Source organism: Streptomyces sp. NPDC005566 (genome assembly GCF_040605575.1).
In the GTDB taxonomy this organism is placed as follows: Bacteria; Actinomycetota; Actinomycetes; order Streptomycetales; family Streptomycetaceae; genus Streptomyces.
In genome coordinates this window covers 102084-118505 of record NZ_JBEXDB010000003.1, presented here as the reverse complement: position 1 = coordinate 118505, position 16422 = coordinate 102084, and the positions used below count along the sequence as shown (strand labels likewise).

Below are 16422 nucleotides of genomic sequence, written 5' to 3'. Positions count from 1 at the left end.
CAGGTGAGTTGTATCTCCCTCGTTCTCCTTGGTGCAAATGGCTGCAAAAGCACGTACATCGGATGCCCGGCGCCAGAATGTCGCCCACTTGGCGTGTAAGTTCCGGGGCCGAGAGCCTTGGAAGGGACCCAATCCGGTGAACAAGAAGCTTGCAGCCGCACTGTCCGGCGGAGCGGTACTCGTACTGACACTGTCGGGCTGCAGCGATGACGGCGACGACAAGGTGAACGACTGGGCGAAGAAGGTCTGCGACCAGGTCCAGCCGCAGCTGCAGAAGATCGCGAACGCCAATGCCGCGATCCAGCAGCAGACGGCGGACAACAGCAAGCCCGCCGACGTCCAGAAGACCGACTCGGCCGCCTTCCAGCAGATCTCGCAGGCGTACAAGGCGCTGGGCACAGCCGTGGACTCCGCGGGCCCGCCGCCCGTGGACGATGGCGAGACCACGCAGCAGGAGGCCGTGAAGGAGCTCAACGCCTCCTCCGTGGCCTATGCGGGCCTGAAGACGAAGGTCGACGCGCTCGACACGGAGGACCAGGCGAAATTTGCCGACGGCCTCAAGGGCATCGCCGACGAGTTGAACAAGATCAGCACCAACGGCGACCAGGCTCTGAAGAAGCTCCAGTCCGGCGAGGTCGGTTCCGCGATGGCGAAGCAGAAGGGCTGCCAGAAGCCGACGGCCTCCGCCCCGCCCGCGGCCGCTCCGTCCGCCTCGGCAGCGAAGGCATCGCCCTCGGCATCGAAGTCCGCCTCGGCAGCGAAGGCCTCGCCCTCGGCATCGAAGTCGGCGTCGCCCTCCGCCTCGGCGAGCAAGAAGTCGTAGCGGAGCGGGAAGCAGAGAAGAAGGTCGTAGCCGAACGAGAAATCGGCTCCGAGCGAGGGGCGTGCCGCGGATGAGAAGCCGCCGCCGGACCGCGCTCGCAGCGGTCCGGTCGCCCCTCGTGGGTGCCGGACCGCTGCCGTTGCGCGTGGGAGCGGACACAATGGGCGGGTGAGTACGACCAGCCTTCCCGCATCCGCCCGCACCCCCCGGCTCCGCGAGGCCCTGATCTCTGCGGCGTTCACCGCCGACGGCCTCCTGGAGCGGCTCGGCGCGCCCGCCTACGCCGCGCTCGCCCGCAGCGAGACCGTCCCGGCACTCCGGGCCACCCGCGGGGATTCGCCGCTCGACACGCTCGTGCGGCTGTTCCTTCTGCAGAGCCCCGTCCCGGCCGCCCGCGCAGCCGCAGCGCTCCCGCTGGAGGAGTGCGTGGAGGACGGCTGGGTGATCCGTGAGGGAGACCTCGTCACAGCGACCGTCGACGTCCGGCCGTACGGCGGGCCCGAGGGCGAGGACTGGTTCATCGTCTCGGACCTGGGATGTGCTGTCGGCGGCGCGGGCGGGATCGGCTCGCACGAGGAGGCGGTCGTCCTCGGAGTCGGCGGGGCGTCCACGACGCTCGCCGGGATCACCGTGCGCAGGCCCGTCGCCTCCGCCCTCGATCTCGGTGCGGGGTCCGGAATCCAGGCTCTCCACGCCGCCCAGCACGCCACCCGGGTAACGGCCACGGACGTCAATCCCCGCGCCCTGGAGTTCACGCGGCTCACTCTCGCCCTGTCCGGCGCCGCTCCGGCCGATCTGCGCGTGGGCTCCCTGTACGAGCCGGTCGGCACGCGGACGTACGACCTGATCGTCTCGAACCCGCCCTTCGTCATCTCGCCGGGAGCCCGGCTGACGTACCGCGACGGCGGCATGGGCGGCGACGACCTGTGCAGGACGCTGGTGCAGCAGGCCGGCGACCGTCTGAACGAGGGGGGTTACGCGCAGTTCCTCGCCAACTGGCAGCACGTGGAGGGCGAGGAGTGGCAGGACCGGCTGCGCTCCTGGGTGCCGCAGGGCTGTGACGCATGGATCGTGCAGCGCGAGGTACAGGACATCACGCAGTACGCCGAGCTCTGGCTGCGCGACAGCGGCGACCACCGCACGGAACCTGCGGCCTACGCCGAGCGGTACGAGGCCTGGCTGGACGAGTTCGAGGCCCTCAGCACCAAGGCCGTCGGGTTCGGGTGGATCACGCTCAGGAAGTCCGCTGCCGCAGCTGCGGGCGACCCGTCGGTCGTGATCGAGGAGTGGCCGCATTCCGTGGAGCAGCCGCTCGGACCGGCCGTCGAGGCCCATTTCGTCCGGCAGGACTATCTGCGTGAGCATGACGACGCCGCGCTGCTGGCAGCGCATTTCACCCTCTCCGCCGAGGTGGTGCAGGAGCAGGTCGGCCTGCCGGGCGCCGAGGACCCGGAGCACGTGGTGCTGCGTCAGAACCGCGGGATGCGACGGGCCACCAAGGTCGATGCGGTCGGGGCCGGCTTCGCGGGCGTGTGCGACGGCTCGCTGCCCGCGGGCAGGATCCTGGACGCCATCGCCCAGCTCATGGCCGAGGACCCGGTGCTGCTGCGCGACCGTACCCCGCAGGCGATCCGGCTGTTGGTGGAGGAGGGCTTCCTGGAGCCCGTGAGGGGAAGCGCGTGAGCGCGGTGGAGGCCCGCGGCCCGGATCGAGCCGGACGAGGCGGGCACCCCGTCGCGGAGCTGCCCACCAGCGGCACCACTGTGCTTCTGACGACCCGGTACATGGCTGAGCCGACGGGTCGCGCAACCGGCAGAGGTGATTGCGGGCGGCGCGACCGTTGCACTCGGCACCCCTCCCGGCTCAAGTCGCGTGTCCAGGAACGCGATTTCCCAGGAGTCGAGGCGAACAGGGCGGCCGCGACAGCATCCGGCGTGCTTCCTTGCCGCCGTGCCCGTCCGCGTCCAGACGCTCGGGACGGCGGGACCGCTGCCGGCGGCGCCCCTTCTTCTGCTGTGCATCGCCGACGCGCTCGCAGGCCCTCTTCACAGGGCGACGGCTCGCGGTCGCCGACGACCGGTTCCATCCGCTCGGCAACGCCGTGACCCTTCTGCACAGCATGCGTCTCCGACGGCACGTGGCCACCGCACGTGAGAGTTGGTACGGCACCCTGGCGCGGCCCTTCTCAGCTCCTATCGCTGCGCTCCGCTCTGATTCGACCGCGCCCTGCCGTATGCGCTCAACGGCCGGCTGAACAGCGTCTTCACGCTTACGGCTGCCTCGCTGCGGCTCGGTCTCCGGATTCCGCTCAGGGCGGTGCCCGGCCCTGGCCACCGTCCTGCTCGCCGCGTCCGCGGGCTGCTCGGCGTTCGGGCCGGCCCTCGGGCGCTCGGGCTTCGATGACGGGATGCCTTCCTCGTGTCGCATGTGGCTGGATCCCTACGCCCTGCCGACCGGGGCGAATGTGCGCGCCACCCTGCCCGGGCACCTGCGGGCCGCCAAGGACGTGCTTCCGCTCACTCATGCCGCGGAGCCGCCGGACAGGTGGCCGCAGTCGGCGGGTCGGCCCGCGGGCGCCCCGGGGGGAGCTTGCGGCCGGGGAGAGTCGTGAGCTGCTCGTGGCTTCGCTCGCCGCATGGGAGCGCGGGAGCCGCCGCCGCGCGATTCCCGACGTGATGCACATCGCCTTCGGGGCGTGTTGTTCACCCGGGGTTCGCATCGGCGACGCCCCGGCGTGGCACCGTCCCCTGAGTGCGGGCCGGTGCCTGGTACCCGTGCGACAGCCGATGCGACGAGTTCGAGGGGTACGGGACATGGAGAGCGTCACAGCGGTCTTCGCCGGATCGGCATTCGCGCTGTTCGGCACCGCCCTCCTGATCTGGACAGGGGCGCGCACCATCCACCGTGCGCCGGTGGCGCACGGTGTGAGCCCCGTCGCCTCCACCGCTCTCGCCACGCTCTTCGGCGTACTCTTCCTCGTCCTCGGCGTGTGGTGCTTCACCCGCATCTGATCCAGATCTCCAGCAGGGCCGACTCACCGGCCCTGCCACCGCCCCGCAGGCACCGCGACAGCACCCCGAAACCCGCAGGCGACAGTGCTGCGAAGCGCGGACCGGGCAGTCCGGGCGGCAGGAATGGCGGAAGTCGGGTTACCGTTCGAGTGGCCGTTGCGGGCTTTTGCCGTTTGACACGGGGGCGGGTTGTACCGTCACACTCCGCAGCGACAGCACCGGGAGCAGCGTCATTGCGCTGCCCGGATGCCCCACGAGAGCCGACCGGAGAGAAGAGCGAAGTTGTCCCCGACCAGCGAGACCGCAGGCCGCCGACTCGTCATTGTCGAGTCGCCTGCCAAGGCGAAGACGATCAAGGGCTACCTCGGCCCCGGATACGTCGTCGAGGCGAGCGTCGGGCACATCCGCGACCTGCCGAGCGGCGCGGCCGAGGTGCCGGACGAGTACACGGGTGAGGTACGCCGTCTCGGCGTCGACGTCGACAACGACTTCCAGCCCATCTATGTCGTCAACGCCGATAAGAAGGCCCAGGTCAGGAAGCTCAAGCAGCTCCTTGCCGAATCCGACGAACTCTTCCTCGCCACCGATGAGGACCGCGAGGGCGAAGCCATCGCGTGGCACCTGCAGGAAGTGCTCAAGCCCAAGGTCCCGGTCCACCGGATGGTCTTCCACGAGATCACCAAGGACGCGATCCGGGCAGCCGTCGCCAACCCGCGCGAGCTGAACCAGCGCATGGTCGACGCCCAGGAAACCCGTCGTATCCTTGACCGCCTCTACGGCTACGAGGTCTCGCCGGTCCTGTGGAAGAAGGTCATGCCGCGGCTGTCCGCGGGCCGTGTCCAGTCCGTCGCCACCCGCCTCGTCGTCGAGCGGGAGCGCGAGCGCATCGCCTTCCGTTCCGCCGAGTACTGGGACCTCACCGGTACGTTCGCCACCGGCCGCACCGGTGACGCGTCCGACCCCTCGACGCTGACCGCCCGCCTCAGCGCGGTCGACGGGCGCCGTATCGCCCAGGGCCGCGACTTCGGCCCCGACGGACAGCTCAAGCAGGGCTCCGCCCAGACGCTGCACCTGGACGAGGCGAACGCCCGGGCCCTGGCAGCCGCGCTCGCCGACTCCACGTTCGCCGTACGGTCCGTCGAGTCGAAGCCGTACCGCCGCTCGCCGTACGCGCCGTTCCGTACGACGACCCTCCAGCAGGAGGCGAGCCGCAAGCTGGGCTTCGGGGCCAAGGCCACCATGCAGGTCGCGCAGAAGCTGTACGAGAACGGCTTCATCACCTACATGCGTACCGACTCCACGACGCTCTCGGGCACCGCGATCTCCGCGGCCCGCGCGCAGGTCACGCAGCTGTACGGGGCGAACTACCTCCCGGAGAAGCCCCGCGTCTACGCCGGGAAGGTCAAGAACGCCCAGGAGGCGCACGAGGCGATCCGCCCGTCCGGCGACCGTTTCCGCACCCCGGCCGAGACCGGCCTCACCGGCGACCAGTTCCGGCTGTACGAGCTGATCTGGAAGCGGACCGTCGCATCCCAGATGAAGGACGCCGTCGGTAACTCCGTCACCGTCAAGATCGGCGGCCGGGCGAGCGACGGCCGGGACGCCGAGTTCTCCGCGTCCGGCAAGACGATCACCTTCCACGGCTTCATGAAGGCGTACGTCGAAGGCGCGGACGACCCGAACGCCGAGCTCGACGACCGCGAGCGGCGCCTGCCGCAGGTCGCCGAGGGTGACGCGCTGACCGCCGACGAGGTCACGGTCGACGGCCACGCCACCAAGCCGCCGGCCCGCTACACCGAGGCCTCGCTGGTCAAGGAGCTCGAAGAGCGCGAGATCGGCCGCCCGTCGACGTACGCCTCGATCATCGGGACCATCCTGGACCGCGGCTACGTGTTCAAGAAGGGCACGGCTCTTGTGCCGTCGTTCCTCTCGTTCGCCGTGGTCAACCTGCTGGAGAAGCACTTCGGCCGGCTCGTCGACTACGACTTCACCGCGCGCATGGAGGACGACCTCGACCGCATCGCGCGGGGTGAGGCCCAGTCCGTGCCGTGGCTGCGGCGCTTCTACTTCGGCGCCGGTGCCGAAGGCGCGGCCGGTGCGGGGGCGGCCTCCGACGCGGGCAACGGCGACGGCGACCACCTCGGCGGTCTGAAGGAGCTCGTCACCGACCTCGGTGCGATCGACGCCAGGGAGATCTCCTCCTTCCCCGTCGGCAACGACATCAAGCTCCGGGTCGGCAGGTACGGCCCGTACATCGAGCGAGGTGAGAAGGACTCCGAGGGGCACCAGCGCGCCGATGTGCAGGAGGACCTGGCACCCGACGAGCTGTCCGTGGAGTACGCGGAGGAGCTGCTGGCCAAGCCGAGCGGCGACTTCGAGCTCGGTGCGGACCCGGTCACCGGCAATCAGATCATCGCCAAGGACGGGCGCTACGGCCCGTACGTCACCGAGGTACTGCCCGAGGGCACCCCGAAGACCGGCAAGAACGCGGTGAAGCCGCGGACCGCTTCCCTCTTCAAGTCCATGTCGCTGGACACGGTGACGCTGGCAGACGCGCTCAAGCTGATGTCGCTGCCCCGGGTCGTCGGTGAGGACGCCGAGGGCGTCGAGATCACCGCGCAGAACGGCCGCTACGGTCCGTACCTCAAGAAGGGGACGGACTCGCGCTCGCTCACGTCCGAGGACCAGCTCTTCGACATCACGCTCGACGAGGCCCTCGCGATCTACGCCCAGCCGAAGCAGCGCGGGCGGGCCGCCGCCAAGCCGCCGCTGAAGGAACTGGGCACGGACCCGGTGAGCGGTGCTCCGGTCGTCGTCAAGGACGGGCGCTTCGGCGCGTACGTCACCGACGGCGAGACGAACGCGACGCTGCGGACCGACGACAGCGTCGAGGACATCACGCCGGAGCGCGGCTACGAGCTCCTCGCGGAGAAGCGCGCCAAGGGACCCGCCAAGAAGAAGACGGCGAAGAAGGCCCCGGCCAAGAAGGCGCCCGCGAAGAAGGCGACCGCGGCGAAGACGACGGCCGCGAAGAAGACGACCGCGGCGAAGAAGACGACGGCGAAGAAGGCCACGGCCAAGAAGGCTCCGGCCAAGAAGACCGCCCCCGCGGCGTCGTCCTCGGAGGACTGATCCGCGCTTCCTGAACCCCAAGGGCTGGAGCTCCACCCCTGGGTTCAGGAAGATCATGCTGTGGAGGGTCCGGGCGGGAGCCCGGGCCTGAAGCGTGGGCGGGGAAGGCGGGGGTGGGGCGAGCGCACCGCGCGTCAGGCCCACCATGAGCCGGGCCTTGCCGCGAGAGCCCCAGCCCGCAGCCGGCGGCCATATGTTCGGACGCGGCCCCCGAGCACCGCACCGCTCCCGATAGGCTGGGCGGATGACGCGAGCCGAGCAGCTACCGGTCGTGAGCCCCACCTCCGACACACTTGCCGCAGACTCACGCGAGCGCGCCGTACGAGCCCTTTTGGGTGTTCCCCCGCTCAGGCGGTTGTGGAGCGCCCAGCTCGTCGGCAGTATCGGCGATTCACTCGCCGTTCTTGTGCTTGTGCTGTTGTCGCTGCAGGCGGCGGTCCTTGAGGGCTCATTCGGGGCCGGATACCGCGGGGCGGCCTTTGCCGTCGCCGCCGTGTTCGGTGCCCGGATTATTTCCACCGTGCTCTTCGGAGCCGTACTCCTGGGGCCGCTGACGGCGCTCACGGCGCCCGGCGGTCCGGTGGACCGCCGCTGGCTGATGATCGGGGCGGACGGGCTGCGGCTCGCGCTGCTGGTCGTCGCGCCGCTGTGGATCGACTGGATGCCGGACAAGGCGCTCATGATGATCCTGATCACCGTCTTCGTGACCGGTGTCGGAGAGCGCCTGTGGACGGTGGCGAAGGAGAGCGCGGCCCCCGCACTGCTCCCCGCCCCGCCCCCGGAGGGCGCCACGGTGCGCCCCCTGCCCGACCACCTCGACGCTCTGCGCAGGCTCTCCCTGCGGACGAACTTCCTTGCGATCCCCGCGGCCGCGGCCGTCCTCGTGGTCGCGACACTGGTCGGCAATCTGCTCGGGACGGGGCTCGACTGGTTCTCCTTCCACCAGGCCGCCCTCGGCTCGTACGTCGCGGCAGGCCTCTTCTCTGCCTCGATCTCGACCCTGTACTTCCTCGAACTGCCGGGCATTCCGACGCCCCGCCCGCGTTCTCCGCTGGAGGGCCTGCGCAGGCCGACCACCGGAACGGGCCGGGACAAGGGCCGCACGGGCACGGCACCGCTCGTCGTCGCCGCGTCCGCCGCGGTCGCCGGAGCCATCTCCGCCGCTGCGGCCGTCTCCGTACTGCACGCGGCAGACATGGGCGGCGGACCTGCCACCTTCGCGTTGCTGATCCTCGTCCTGACCGGGGGCACCGCGCTCGGAATCCGTACCGCGCAGAAGGTGCTTCCTGCCCTGTCGCGGCGCAGGCTGCTGGCCCTGTCCACAGCCGTCACCGGCATCGCGCTCCTCGCGCTCGGCCTGGTGCCGGACACGGCGACCGGGCTGCTGATCGCCCTGCTCGCCGGCTACTCGGCGGGTGTCGCCGCGCACGTCGGGCATGTGATCGTCGAGCAGGAGACCGAGGAGTTCCGGCAGGCCAGGAGCACCGAGCACCTCCAGGCAGTCGTCCGGGTGCTGGTCGCGCTCGGCGCGGTGGGCGGCCCGCTCCTCGCCGCCGCCATCGGCCGGCACCGGCTGGGCTCCGGAGACTTCGTCTTCGCCCACGGCGGGGCCGCGTTCGCGCTGATGCTCATCGGCGCCCTGCTGCTGCCGGTCGCCGTGATCGTCCTCGCCAAGACGGACGACCGCGCCGGGGTGCCGCTCCGCCGTGATCTGCGGGAGGCGCTCCGTGGTGGCGACCCGGCGGTCGCGCCTGCCTCGAACGGCTTCTTCCTCGCTCTGGAGGGCGGTGACGGGGCCGGGAAGTCCACTCAGGTCGAGGCGCTCGCCGAGTGGATCCGGGCCAAGGGCCACGAGGTCGTCGTGACGCGCGAGCCGGGGGCGACTCCGGTCGGCAAGCGGCTGCGTTCGATCCTGCTGGACGTGTCGTCGGCCGGACTGTCGAACCGGGCCGAAGCCCTGCTGTACGCCGCGGACCGCGCCGAGCACGTCGACTCGGTCGTCCGCCCGGCGCTCGAGCGCGGCGCCATCGTCATCTCGGACCGCTACATCGACTCGTCCGTCGCCTACCAGGGCGCGGGCCGCGACCTCTCCCCGACCGAGATCGCCCGGATCTCGCGGTGGGCGACGAGCGGTCTCGTTCCGCATCTGACGGTGCTCCTCGACGTCGCCCCGGAGACCGCGCGGGAACGTTTCACGGAGGCGCCGGACCGGCTGGAGTCCGAGCCGGCCGAGTTCCACACCCGGGTTCGGTCCGGCTTCCTCACCCTTGCCGCGGCCGACCCGTCCCGGTACCTGGTGGTGGACGCCGGCCAGGAGCCGGAGACGATCACCACGGTCGTACGTCACCGGCTCGACCAGCTCCTCCCGCTCTCCGAGGCCGAGGTCAGGGCTCAGGAGGAGGCCCGCAGGGCAGCCGAGGAGGAGGCCAGGCGCAAGGCCGAGGAAGAGGCCGCCCGTAAGGCGGAGGAGGAGCGGCTGGAGCGCGAGCGGCAGGCGCAGCTCGCCAAGCTCCGCGCCGAGGAGGAGGAGCGCAGGCGCCGCGAGGAGGAGGACGCGCGGCAGCGCGAGGCCGAGCGGCAGGCCGAGGAGGCCCGCCGGCGCGCCGAGGACGCCCGTCGCCGTGCGGAGGAGGAGCGGTCCCGCCTCGAGGCCGAGGAGCGGGTGCGCGAGGCCGAGCAGGCGCGGCTGAGCAGGCAGGCGCAGGAGGAGGCCAGGCTGCGCCAGGAGGCGGAGGAACTGCGCCTGGAGAAGCAGCGCAAGGCGGAGGAGGCGCTGGTACGGGCCGAGGAGGCCCGCCGCCGCGCCGAGGCCGAGGCTGCTGCCCGTGCGGAGGCCGAGGCTGCCCGGGCCGAGGCGGACGAGGCCGCGAGGAAGCGGTCCGCGCCGTCCGCACCGGACAACGAGCTCACGGTTCCGACCCCGGTCGTGAATCCGAACGAGATCACGCAGCCGGTCCCGCTCGCCCAGCCGTCGGACCGTCCGGCGCACCGTCCGGCAGACCGTCCGGCGCACCGTCCGGCAGACCGTCCGGTCCGTCCGGCCCGTGACGCGGACGAGACCGCTGTCCTGCCGCCCGTGCGGGACGAGGACCCGGCGGACCGGGTGCCGCCGGGCGTCTTCCGGGACGAGCGCCGTGCCGCGCCGGGCGAGAACGAGAACGAGCGCACCCGCGAACTGCCCCAGGTCAGCGACGACCCGCAGGCCGGGCGTGCTGCTCAGGGCCGTACGGGCGCCAAGAAGCGTCCTCGTTCCGACTGGGCGGAGGAGACGCCGCTCGACGATCTGCCGTCCCTGGCCGACGAACTCCTCGGCGGCCAGGACGACGACCCGGGCACCTCCGGGCGGGACGGGCGCCGGCCGCGCCGCTGACCGGGAACGGGGCCGGAACCTGAGCCCCGAACCCGGAACCCGAGCCCTGAACCCGGAACCCGGAAGCGCGAGACCGTGAGGCCCAGGAGCCGGGGAGTCCGCGAGCTCCCGAGGCTCGGGAGCCGTCCGGCTCCCGGGCCGCCCGGGCCCCGGGCCGCCCGGACCCCGGAGCCGTCAATGCCCGGAAGCCGGAAAGTCAGGATTGTCAGACCCTTCCCGCACAATGGGAACCGGCTTTCCCAGCACCACACCACCGGAAGGGCGGTGACCCATGACCGTATGGGACGACCTGGTCGGACAGGACCGAGTGCAGGAGCAGCTCGGTGCCGCCGCCCGGGACGCCGATGCGCTGGTCACCGCCAATTCCGCCGGGGAGCCGGTGCCTCCGGGGTCGAGGATGACCCACGCCTGGCTGTTCACCGGCCCGCCGGGCTCGGGACGGTCCACCGCCGCCCGTGCCTTCGCCGCCGCGCTCCAGTGCACCAGTCCGGACCGGGCGCTGGGCGGGGCACCGGGCTGCGGGTTCTGCGACGGCTGCCACACCTCGCTGATCGGTACGCACGCGGACGTGGACGTGATCCGCACGGACCTGCTCTCGATCGGCGTGAAGGAGACCCGTGAGCTGGTCCGTCGCGCCCAGCTCTCCCCGGCCGTCGGCCGCTGGCAGGTCATCGTCATGGAGGACGCGGACCGCCTCACCGAAGGTGCGGGAAACGTCCTGCTGAAGGCGGTGGAGGAGCCCGCACCCCGGACGGTGTGGCTGCTGTGCGCGCCCTCGCTCGAGGACGTGCTGCCCACGATCCGCTCGCGCTGCCGCCACCTCACACTGCGTACGCCCCCCGTCGAGGCCGTCGCCGATGTGCTGATCCGGCGCGACGGCATCGACCCCGAGCGTGCTGCCGAGGCAGCCCGTGCCACGCAGGGTCACATCGGGCGGGCGCGCCGCCTCGCGACGGACGAGCGGGCCCGCGCCCGCCGCGCCGCCGTTCTCAAGCTCCCGCTCCGCGTCCATGACGTCGGAGGCTGCCTCAAAGCGGCCCAGGAACTGATCGACACGGCCACCGACGACGCCAAGCAGGTGGCCGAGGAGGTCGACGTCAAGGAGACCGAGGACATGAAGGCCGCGCTCGGCGGCGTCGCCGGGGGCCGGATGCCCCGCGGCACGGCGGGGGTGATGAAGGAGCTGGAGGACAAGCAGAAGCGTCGCAGGACGCGTACACAGCGCGACAGCCTCGATCTCGCGCTCACCGACCTCACCGGCTTCTACCGCGATGTCCTGGCGCTCCAGCTCGGTTCGCAGATCGCCTTGTCCAACACCGATGTGAGGGACGCCCTCGAGCGGATCGCCGAGTCCTCGGGCCCCGAGCGCACCCTGCGTCGGATAGAGGCCGTGCTCGCCTGTCGACAAGCCCTGGACCGTAACGTGGCGCCGCTGCTCGCGGTGGAGGCGATGACGATGGCGCTGCGGGCGGGCTGACACCCGCGGTCAGCCCGCAGGGTGCGCGAATTCATCCGTATGAGTAGGGAATCGGTTGAGTCATCACCCGGCGGTTACGCTCCGGGGATGGACACCAGGCGCCTGCTCCGCATTCTCGCCACCGCGCTCGGCACTGCCGGCCTCCTCGTCTCCGGCTGCAGCAGCGGGGGTTCGGCGCCCAGTGCGTCGGCCACCGGTACGGCTGTCCCGGAGGACCTCGAGCCGTACTACGGGCAGACGCTGCGCTGGCGGGACTGCGGGGTGGAGGGCTTCCAGTGCACCACGATGAAGGCGCCGCTGGACTACGAGAAGCCCGATGACGGAGACATCAAGCTGGCTGTCTCCCGGAAGAAGGCCACCGGACCCGGCAAGCGGATCGGATCGCTCCTGGTGAACCCGGGCGGCCCCGGTGGCTCAGCCGTCGACTACGTCCAGGGGTACGCGGCCATCGGCTACCCGGCCCCCGTCCGTGCCCGGTACGACATGGTCGCGATCGACCCGCGCGGGGTGGCCCGCAGCGAGCCGGTCACGTGTCTGACGGGCAAGGAGATGGACGCGTACACGCAGGTGGACCAGACTCCGGACGACGACGCCGAGATCGCGAAGCTGAACAAGGCCTTCGACGCGTTCGCTGACGGCTGCGAGAAGAAGTCCGGCGAGATCCTCCCGCATGTCTCCACCGTCGAGACGGCGCGCGACATGGACATCCTGCGCACCCTGCTCGGCGACGAGAAGCTGAACTACGTGGGCGCCTCGTACGGCACGTTCCTGGGCGCGACCTACGCCGAGCTGTACCCCGACCGGGTGGGCCGCCTCGTCCTGGACGGGGCGATGGATCCCTCGCTCCCCGCGGTCGACATCAACCGCGACCAGACCGCCGGCTTCGAGGCGGCGTTCCAGTCGTTCGCCGCCGACTGCGTGAAGCAGCCGGACTGCCCCCTCGGCACCACGTCCGCAGCGGACGCGGCGACCGCCCTGAAGAAGCTCTTCGCCGACCTGGACGAGAATCCGGTGCCGACCGGCGAGACCCGGCAACTGGGCGAGTCCCTGGCGACCACCGGTGTGATCGCCGCGATGTACGACGAGGCCGCCTGGCCGCAGCTCCGCGAGGCACTCGATGGGGCCCGGCACGGTGACGGATCCGGGCTCCTCGCCCTGGCCGACAGCTACTACGAGCGCGATCCGAGCGGCAAGTACGCGAATCTGATGTTCGCCAACGCCGCTGTGAACTGCCTCGACCTGCCCCCCGCCTTCTCCGGCCCCGGCGCCGTCGAGGAAGCCGTCCCCGCCTTCGAGAAGGCCTCCTCGGTCTTCGGCAGGGGCTTCGCGTGGGCCGCCCTGAACTGTGGTTCCTGGCCCGTGGACGCCACCGGTGCCCCCCACCGCACCGAGGCGAAGGGGGCCGCCCCGATCGTCGTGGTCGGCACCACACGCGACCCCGCCACCCCTTACAAGTGGGCCGTGGCCCTCGCGGACCAGCTCTCCTCCGCGACCCTGCTGACCTACGAGGGCGACGGGCACACGGCATACGGCCGGGGAAGCGACTGCATCGACACGGCGATCAACACGTACCTGCTCGAAGGCACCCCGCCCAAGGACGGCAAGAAGTGCTCCTGACCTGCGGACAAGGCCGCGGGGGCAGGCGGTGCGGAGCACCCTTCGAAACTGTGTAGACTTGGCGTCGCTGCTGACCGCACCATGGTGCGACAGAGCGGTGCCGCCTTAGCTCAGTTGGCCAGAGCAACGCACTCGTAATGCGTAGGTCTCGGGTTCGAATCCCGAAGGCGGCTCTGTGGAAGCCTCAGGACTCACTCGCCGTGACCTGGGGCTTTTGCTTTTTCCGGGTGCGGCGCAGGAGCCGGCCCGGTGGCGAGCGCGGCGAGGAGCGGATCAGGCTGGGCCGATCGCCGGTGCGGATACGTTGCCGACGGCCCGCTTGAATTCCGGGCAGTCGACGATCGGCTCGTGGTCGCAGACGGCCGCGTGCCGAAGGCTGTCGCGCAGTCGCGTGAGGCGGCCCAGCTGCTCGTCGAGGTCGCGGGCCTTCGCGGCCATACGGACGTGCAGCGATGCGTCGGACGGCCGCGCCACCAGGAACCGGCCGATCTCGGCGACCGAGAATCCGGCGCTGCGCGCGCACGTGATCAGTGCCAGGTGGTCGAGCACGTCGGGACGGTAGGTACGGCGCAGGCCGTTGCGGCCCGCCGAGGCGATCAGGCCCTTCTTCTCGTAGAACCGCAGAGCCGACGGCGCCAGCCCGGACCTCTGGGCGACCTCGGCGATGTCCAGCAACGGTGTGTCCACCACGCCTCCTTGACTTGAATCGCAGTTCAAGTTGCAGCCTAGGGGACATGAAGATTCATCACTTGAACTGCGGTTCGGTTCTGACGATCGAGGCCACCTACGACGGCCCGGAGCCCGCACCCGCGGTGAACCACTGTCTGCTGCTGGAGACCGACGCCGACGGCCTGGTCCTCGTCGAGACCGGACTGGGCCTCGGTGACATCCGGGACCCGGCCGGGACCCTCGGCACCGACTGGGTCGACATGGCACAACCGGCGCTCGACGAGGAGGAGACAGCCGTCCGGCAGATTGCCCGGCTGGGGTACGCGCCGTCCGACGTGCGCCACATCATCGTCACCCACCTGGACGTGGACCACAGCGGTGGGCTCCCAGATTTTCCCGACGCCCACGTCCACGTCCTCGCCTCCGAACTGGAAGCGGCGCTCTCCGAGGCGCCCAACTTCCGTTATCGGAACGCTCACTGGGCACACGAACCGCATTGGATCACCTACGATTCCGAGCCCGGTGAGCAGTGGTTCGGATTCACCGCACTGCAGCCGAAGGGGCTGCCGCCGGAGATCGGACTCGTCCCGCTCGGCGGTCACACCGCCGGCCACACCGGGGTCGCCGTCCTGAACGGCGACCGGTGGCTCCTCCACTGCGGCGACGCCTACTACTACCACCGCGAGATCGGGCAGCCCGGGGAAACGCACCCGCTGCTGGACATCGTTCAGACGCAGTCACAGGTGCACCGTGATCTGCGGATCGGAACCCGGGCCAGGCTGCGCGAGCTGGTCCGCGACCACGGTGACCAGGTCGAGGTCTTCTCCGCACACGATCCGTGGGAGTTCGCCCGCTACCGGGACGGCGCGGACACCGGCAGCGGTCGGGAGCGGCTGCCGGCGTCCGGAACGGCGTCAGACGTCTAGAACGGCGTCAGCGTCAGCCGGGCACCCGTGGGCGCGGTGTCCTGGATGTACGAGGCGAAGTCGGCCACGTCGTCGAAGGCGAAGCCGTACGCCTTGCCGTCCTGGGTTGCCGCGTGGATGGCCGCCGAATAGTGGTTGGTCAGCTGCGAGGACCGGTAGAAGGCGGCCGGGTCCGTGGTGGGCTGGGACGGGTTGCTGACCAGGGTGGAGCGGTTGAAGCCCGCACCGAGGACGGCGGCGACCGGGCCGGTGGTGCCGTCGTTGGGGGCGGCCAGGTTGCCGTCGCAGAAGAGCACGTCGCGGGTGGTCGGCCGGTTGAACGAGACCGATGCCGGGCCGCCGAACACGAACTTGTCGCCGCGGACCCGGCCTGTGAAGGCTCCCGCGTTGGTGGTCACGGTGAGGTCCTTGCCCGTGTAGGTGCTCCACACCTCGTCGATGTACGGGGCGAAGTAGTCCTTGGCGAAGATCCCCGCGTCCAGGCCGTGCCCGGGGGCGATGATGCGCCGGTCGGCCACCACGAGGGGCGCGAACTCGGGGATCGCGCTGACGGCGGCGAAGGCCCGGGCGCGTCCGCCCTCGCGCAGGGTGCCGGTCGTCTGGTCCTTGGCGCCGGTCAGGCCGATGCTCATGGGGACGCTGAACATGTCGACCATGGTGGTGTTGCAGAACATCCCGGAGGAGTTGTACGTGAACTCCGCGCAGTCGTGCAGCACGGAGTAGTTGGGGTCGGAGGTCACCCAGCCCGCGGGGTACTGGAGGGCAGCGTTGCCGTTGCCGTCCGCCACCGCCTTGAACTTCAGCCGGTCGCCCAGGGCGACGTAGATGCGGCCGGACATGTACGGCAGCGACAGCTTCGTCTCGCCGCTGCCGGACAGGGCGATGGCGTAGTCGGTGAAGCCGTCCGCGCCGTTGTCCGAGAGGGATATCGGAGCCAGGGTGCCCTCGGGTGTGACCCGGACCTGCTTGCCGTCCTGGTTGCCCACGATGTAGACGAACACCGAGGAGTTCTCGAACGAGCCGGAGTTGTTGACGATCGTCAGCGGGAGGGCGCCGACCGCGGCCTTCGTACCGCCGTCGGCCGAGTCGGGCGAGTCGTCGGAGTCGACCGTGGCGAGGGCGTGCGGGGCGATCACGGCGATGGCGGGGACGGCCACAGCGGCTCCTGCAAGAGCGGTGAGCAGCTTGCGGCGGGAGACGTTGCGCTGGTGGCGGGGGGTCATGTGAGGGTTCTCGCCTTCGTGCGGTACGTGTGGGGAGCTGTGGGGGCCCGGCCCCCGACGATGAGGGCCCGGCCCCGATGGTGTGAGGGCCCGGCCCCCGACGGTGTGCGAGGGCCGGACTCAAGAGGGTGTGCGAGGGCCGGACTCAAGAGGGTGTGCGAGGGCCCGGCCCCC

At 70.9% G+C, this 16422-nt stretch carries 10 protein-coding genes and 1 tRNA gene; 9 read left to right on the top strand and 2 right to left on the bottom strand.

Annotated features, from left to right (window positions below):
• Positions 1-136 precede the first annotated feature (136 nt).
• From ABZS61_RS05845 to ABZS61_RS05810, 8 genes are all read left to right on the top strand, one after another.
• On the top strand, positions 137-823 hold the full coding sequence (locus tag ABZS61_RS05845; RefSeq protein WP_356416700.1) for a small secreted protein: 687 nt from the start codon (positions 137-139) through the stop codon (positions 821-823).
• 168 nt (positions 824-991) lie between these two features.
• Entirely contained in the window at positions 992-2506 is a 1515-nt protein-coding gene (locus tag ABZS61_RS05840) for a methyltransferase (protein ID WP_356416698.1), read from the top strand.
• A gap of 1130 nt (positions 2507-3636) precedes the next feature.
• Positions 3637-3834 carry a hypothetical protein gene (locus tag ABZS61_RS05835; protein WP_356416696.1) on the top strand — a complete coding sequence of 66 codons (198 nt, stop codon included), beginning with the start codon at positions 3637-3639 and terminating at the stop codon, positions 3832-3834.
• Positions 3835-4116: 282 nt separating this feature from the next.
• Positions 4117-6966 (top strand): type I DNA topoisomerase, encoded by a 2850-nt coding sequence (gene topA, locus ABZS61_RS05830; RefSeq protein ID WP_356416694.1) that lies wholly within the window; start codon positions 4117-4119, stop codon positions 6964-6966.
• A 244-nt stretch (positions 6967-7210) separates the two neighbouring features.
• Positions 7211-10336, top strand: coding sequence for a dTMP kinase (gene tmk, locus ABZS61_RS05825; RefSeq protein WP_356416692.1), 3126 nt, complete (start codon positions 7211-7213; stop codon positions 10334-10336).
• Between the two features lie 271 nt (positions 10337-10607).
• Positions 10608-11813: a DNA polymerase III subunit delta' gene (locus ABZS61_RS05820; protein ID WP_356416690.1), complete on the top strand. Its 1206-nt coding sequence runs from the start codon at positions 10608-10610 to the stop codon at positions 11811-11813.
• 87 nt (positions 11814-11900) lie between these two features.
• Positions 11901-13430: an alpha/beta hydrolase gene (locus tag ABZS61_RS05815; protein WP_356416688.1), complete on the top strand. Its 1530-nt coding sequence runs from the start codon at positions 11901-11903 to the stop codon at positions 13428-13430.
• Positions 13431-13529: 99 nt separating this feature from the next.
• Positions 13530-13603, top strand: a tRNA-Thr gene (locus tag ABZS61_RS05810).
• Between the two features lie 100 nt (positions 13604-13703).
• Here the strand turns inward: ABZS61_RS05810 and ABZS61_RS05805 are convergent.
• Positions 13704-14117, bottom strand: a complete 414-nt coding sequence (locus ABZS61_RS05805) for a MerR family transcriptional regulator (RefSeq protein WP_356416685.1) — start codon at positions 14115-14117, stop codon at positions 13704-13706.
• A 47-nt stretch (positions 14118-14164) separates the two neighbouring features.
• Between ABZS61_RS05805 and ABZS61_RS05800 the strand changes: the two genes are divergently transcribed.
• Complete coding sequence (locus ABZS61_RS05800) at positions 14165-15025, top strand: MBL fold metallo-hydrolase (protein WP_356416683.1); 861 nt, start codon at positions 14165-14167, stop codon at positions 15023-15025.
• On the opposite strand, the gene ABZS61_RS05795 is transcribed toward ABZS61_RS05800, so the two are convergent.
• A complete protein-coding gene (locus ABZS61_RS05795) occupies positions 15022-16248 on the bottom strand; it encodes a beta-1,3-glucanase family protein (protein WP_356416681.1) in 1227 nt (408 codons plus the stop codon). The two genes, ABZS61_RS05800 and ABZS61_RS05795, sit on opposite strands and share 4 nt — an antisense overlap.
• Positions 16249-16422: the final 174 nt, after the last annotated feature.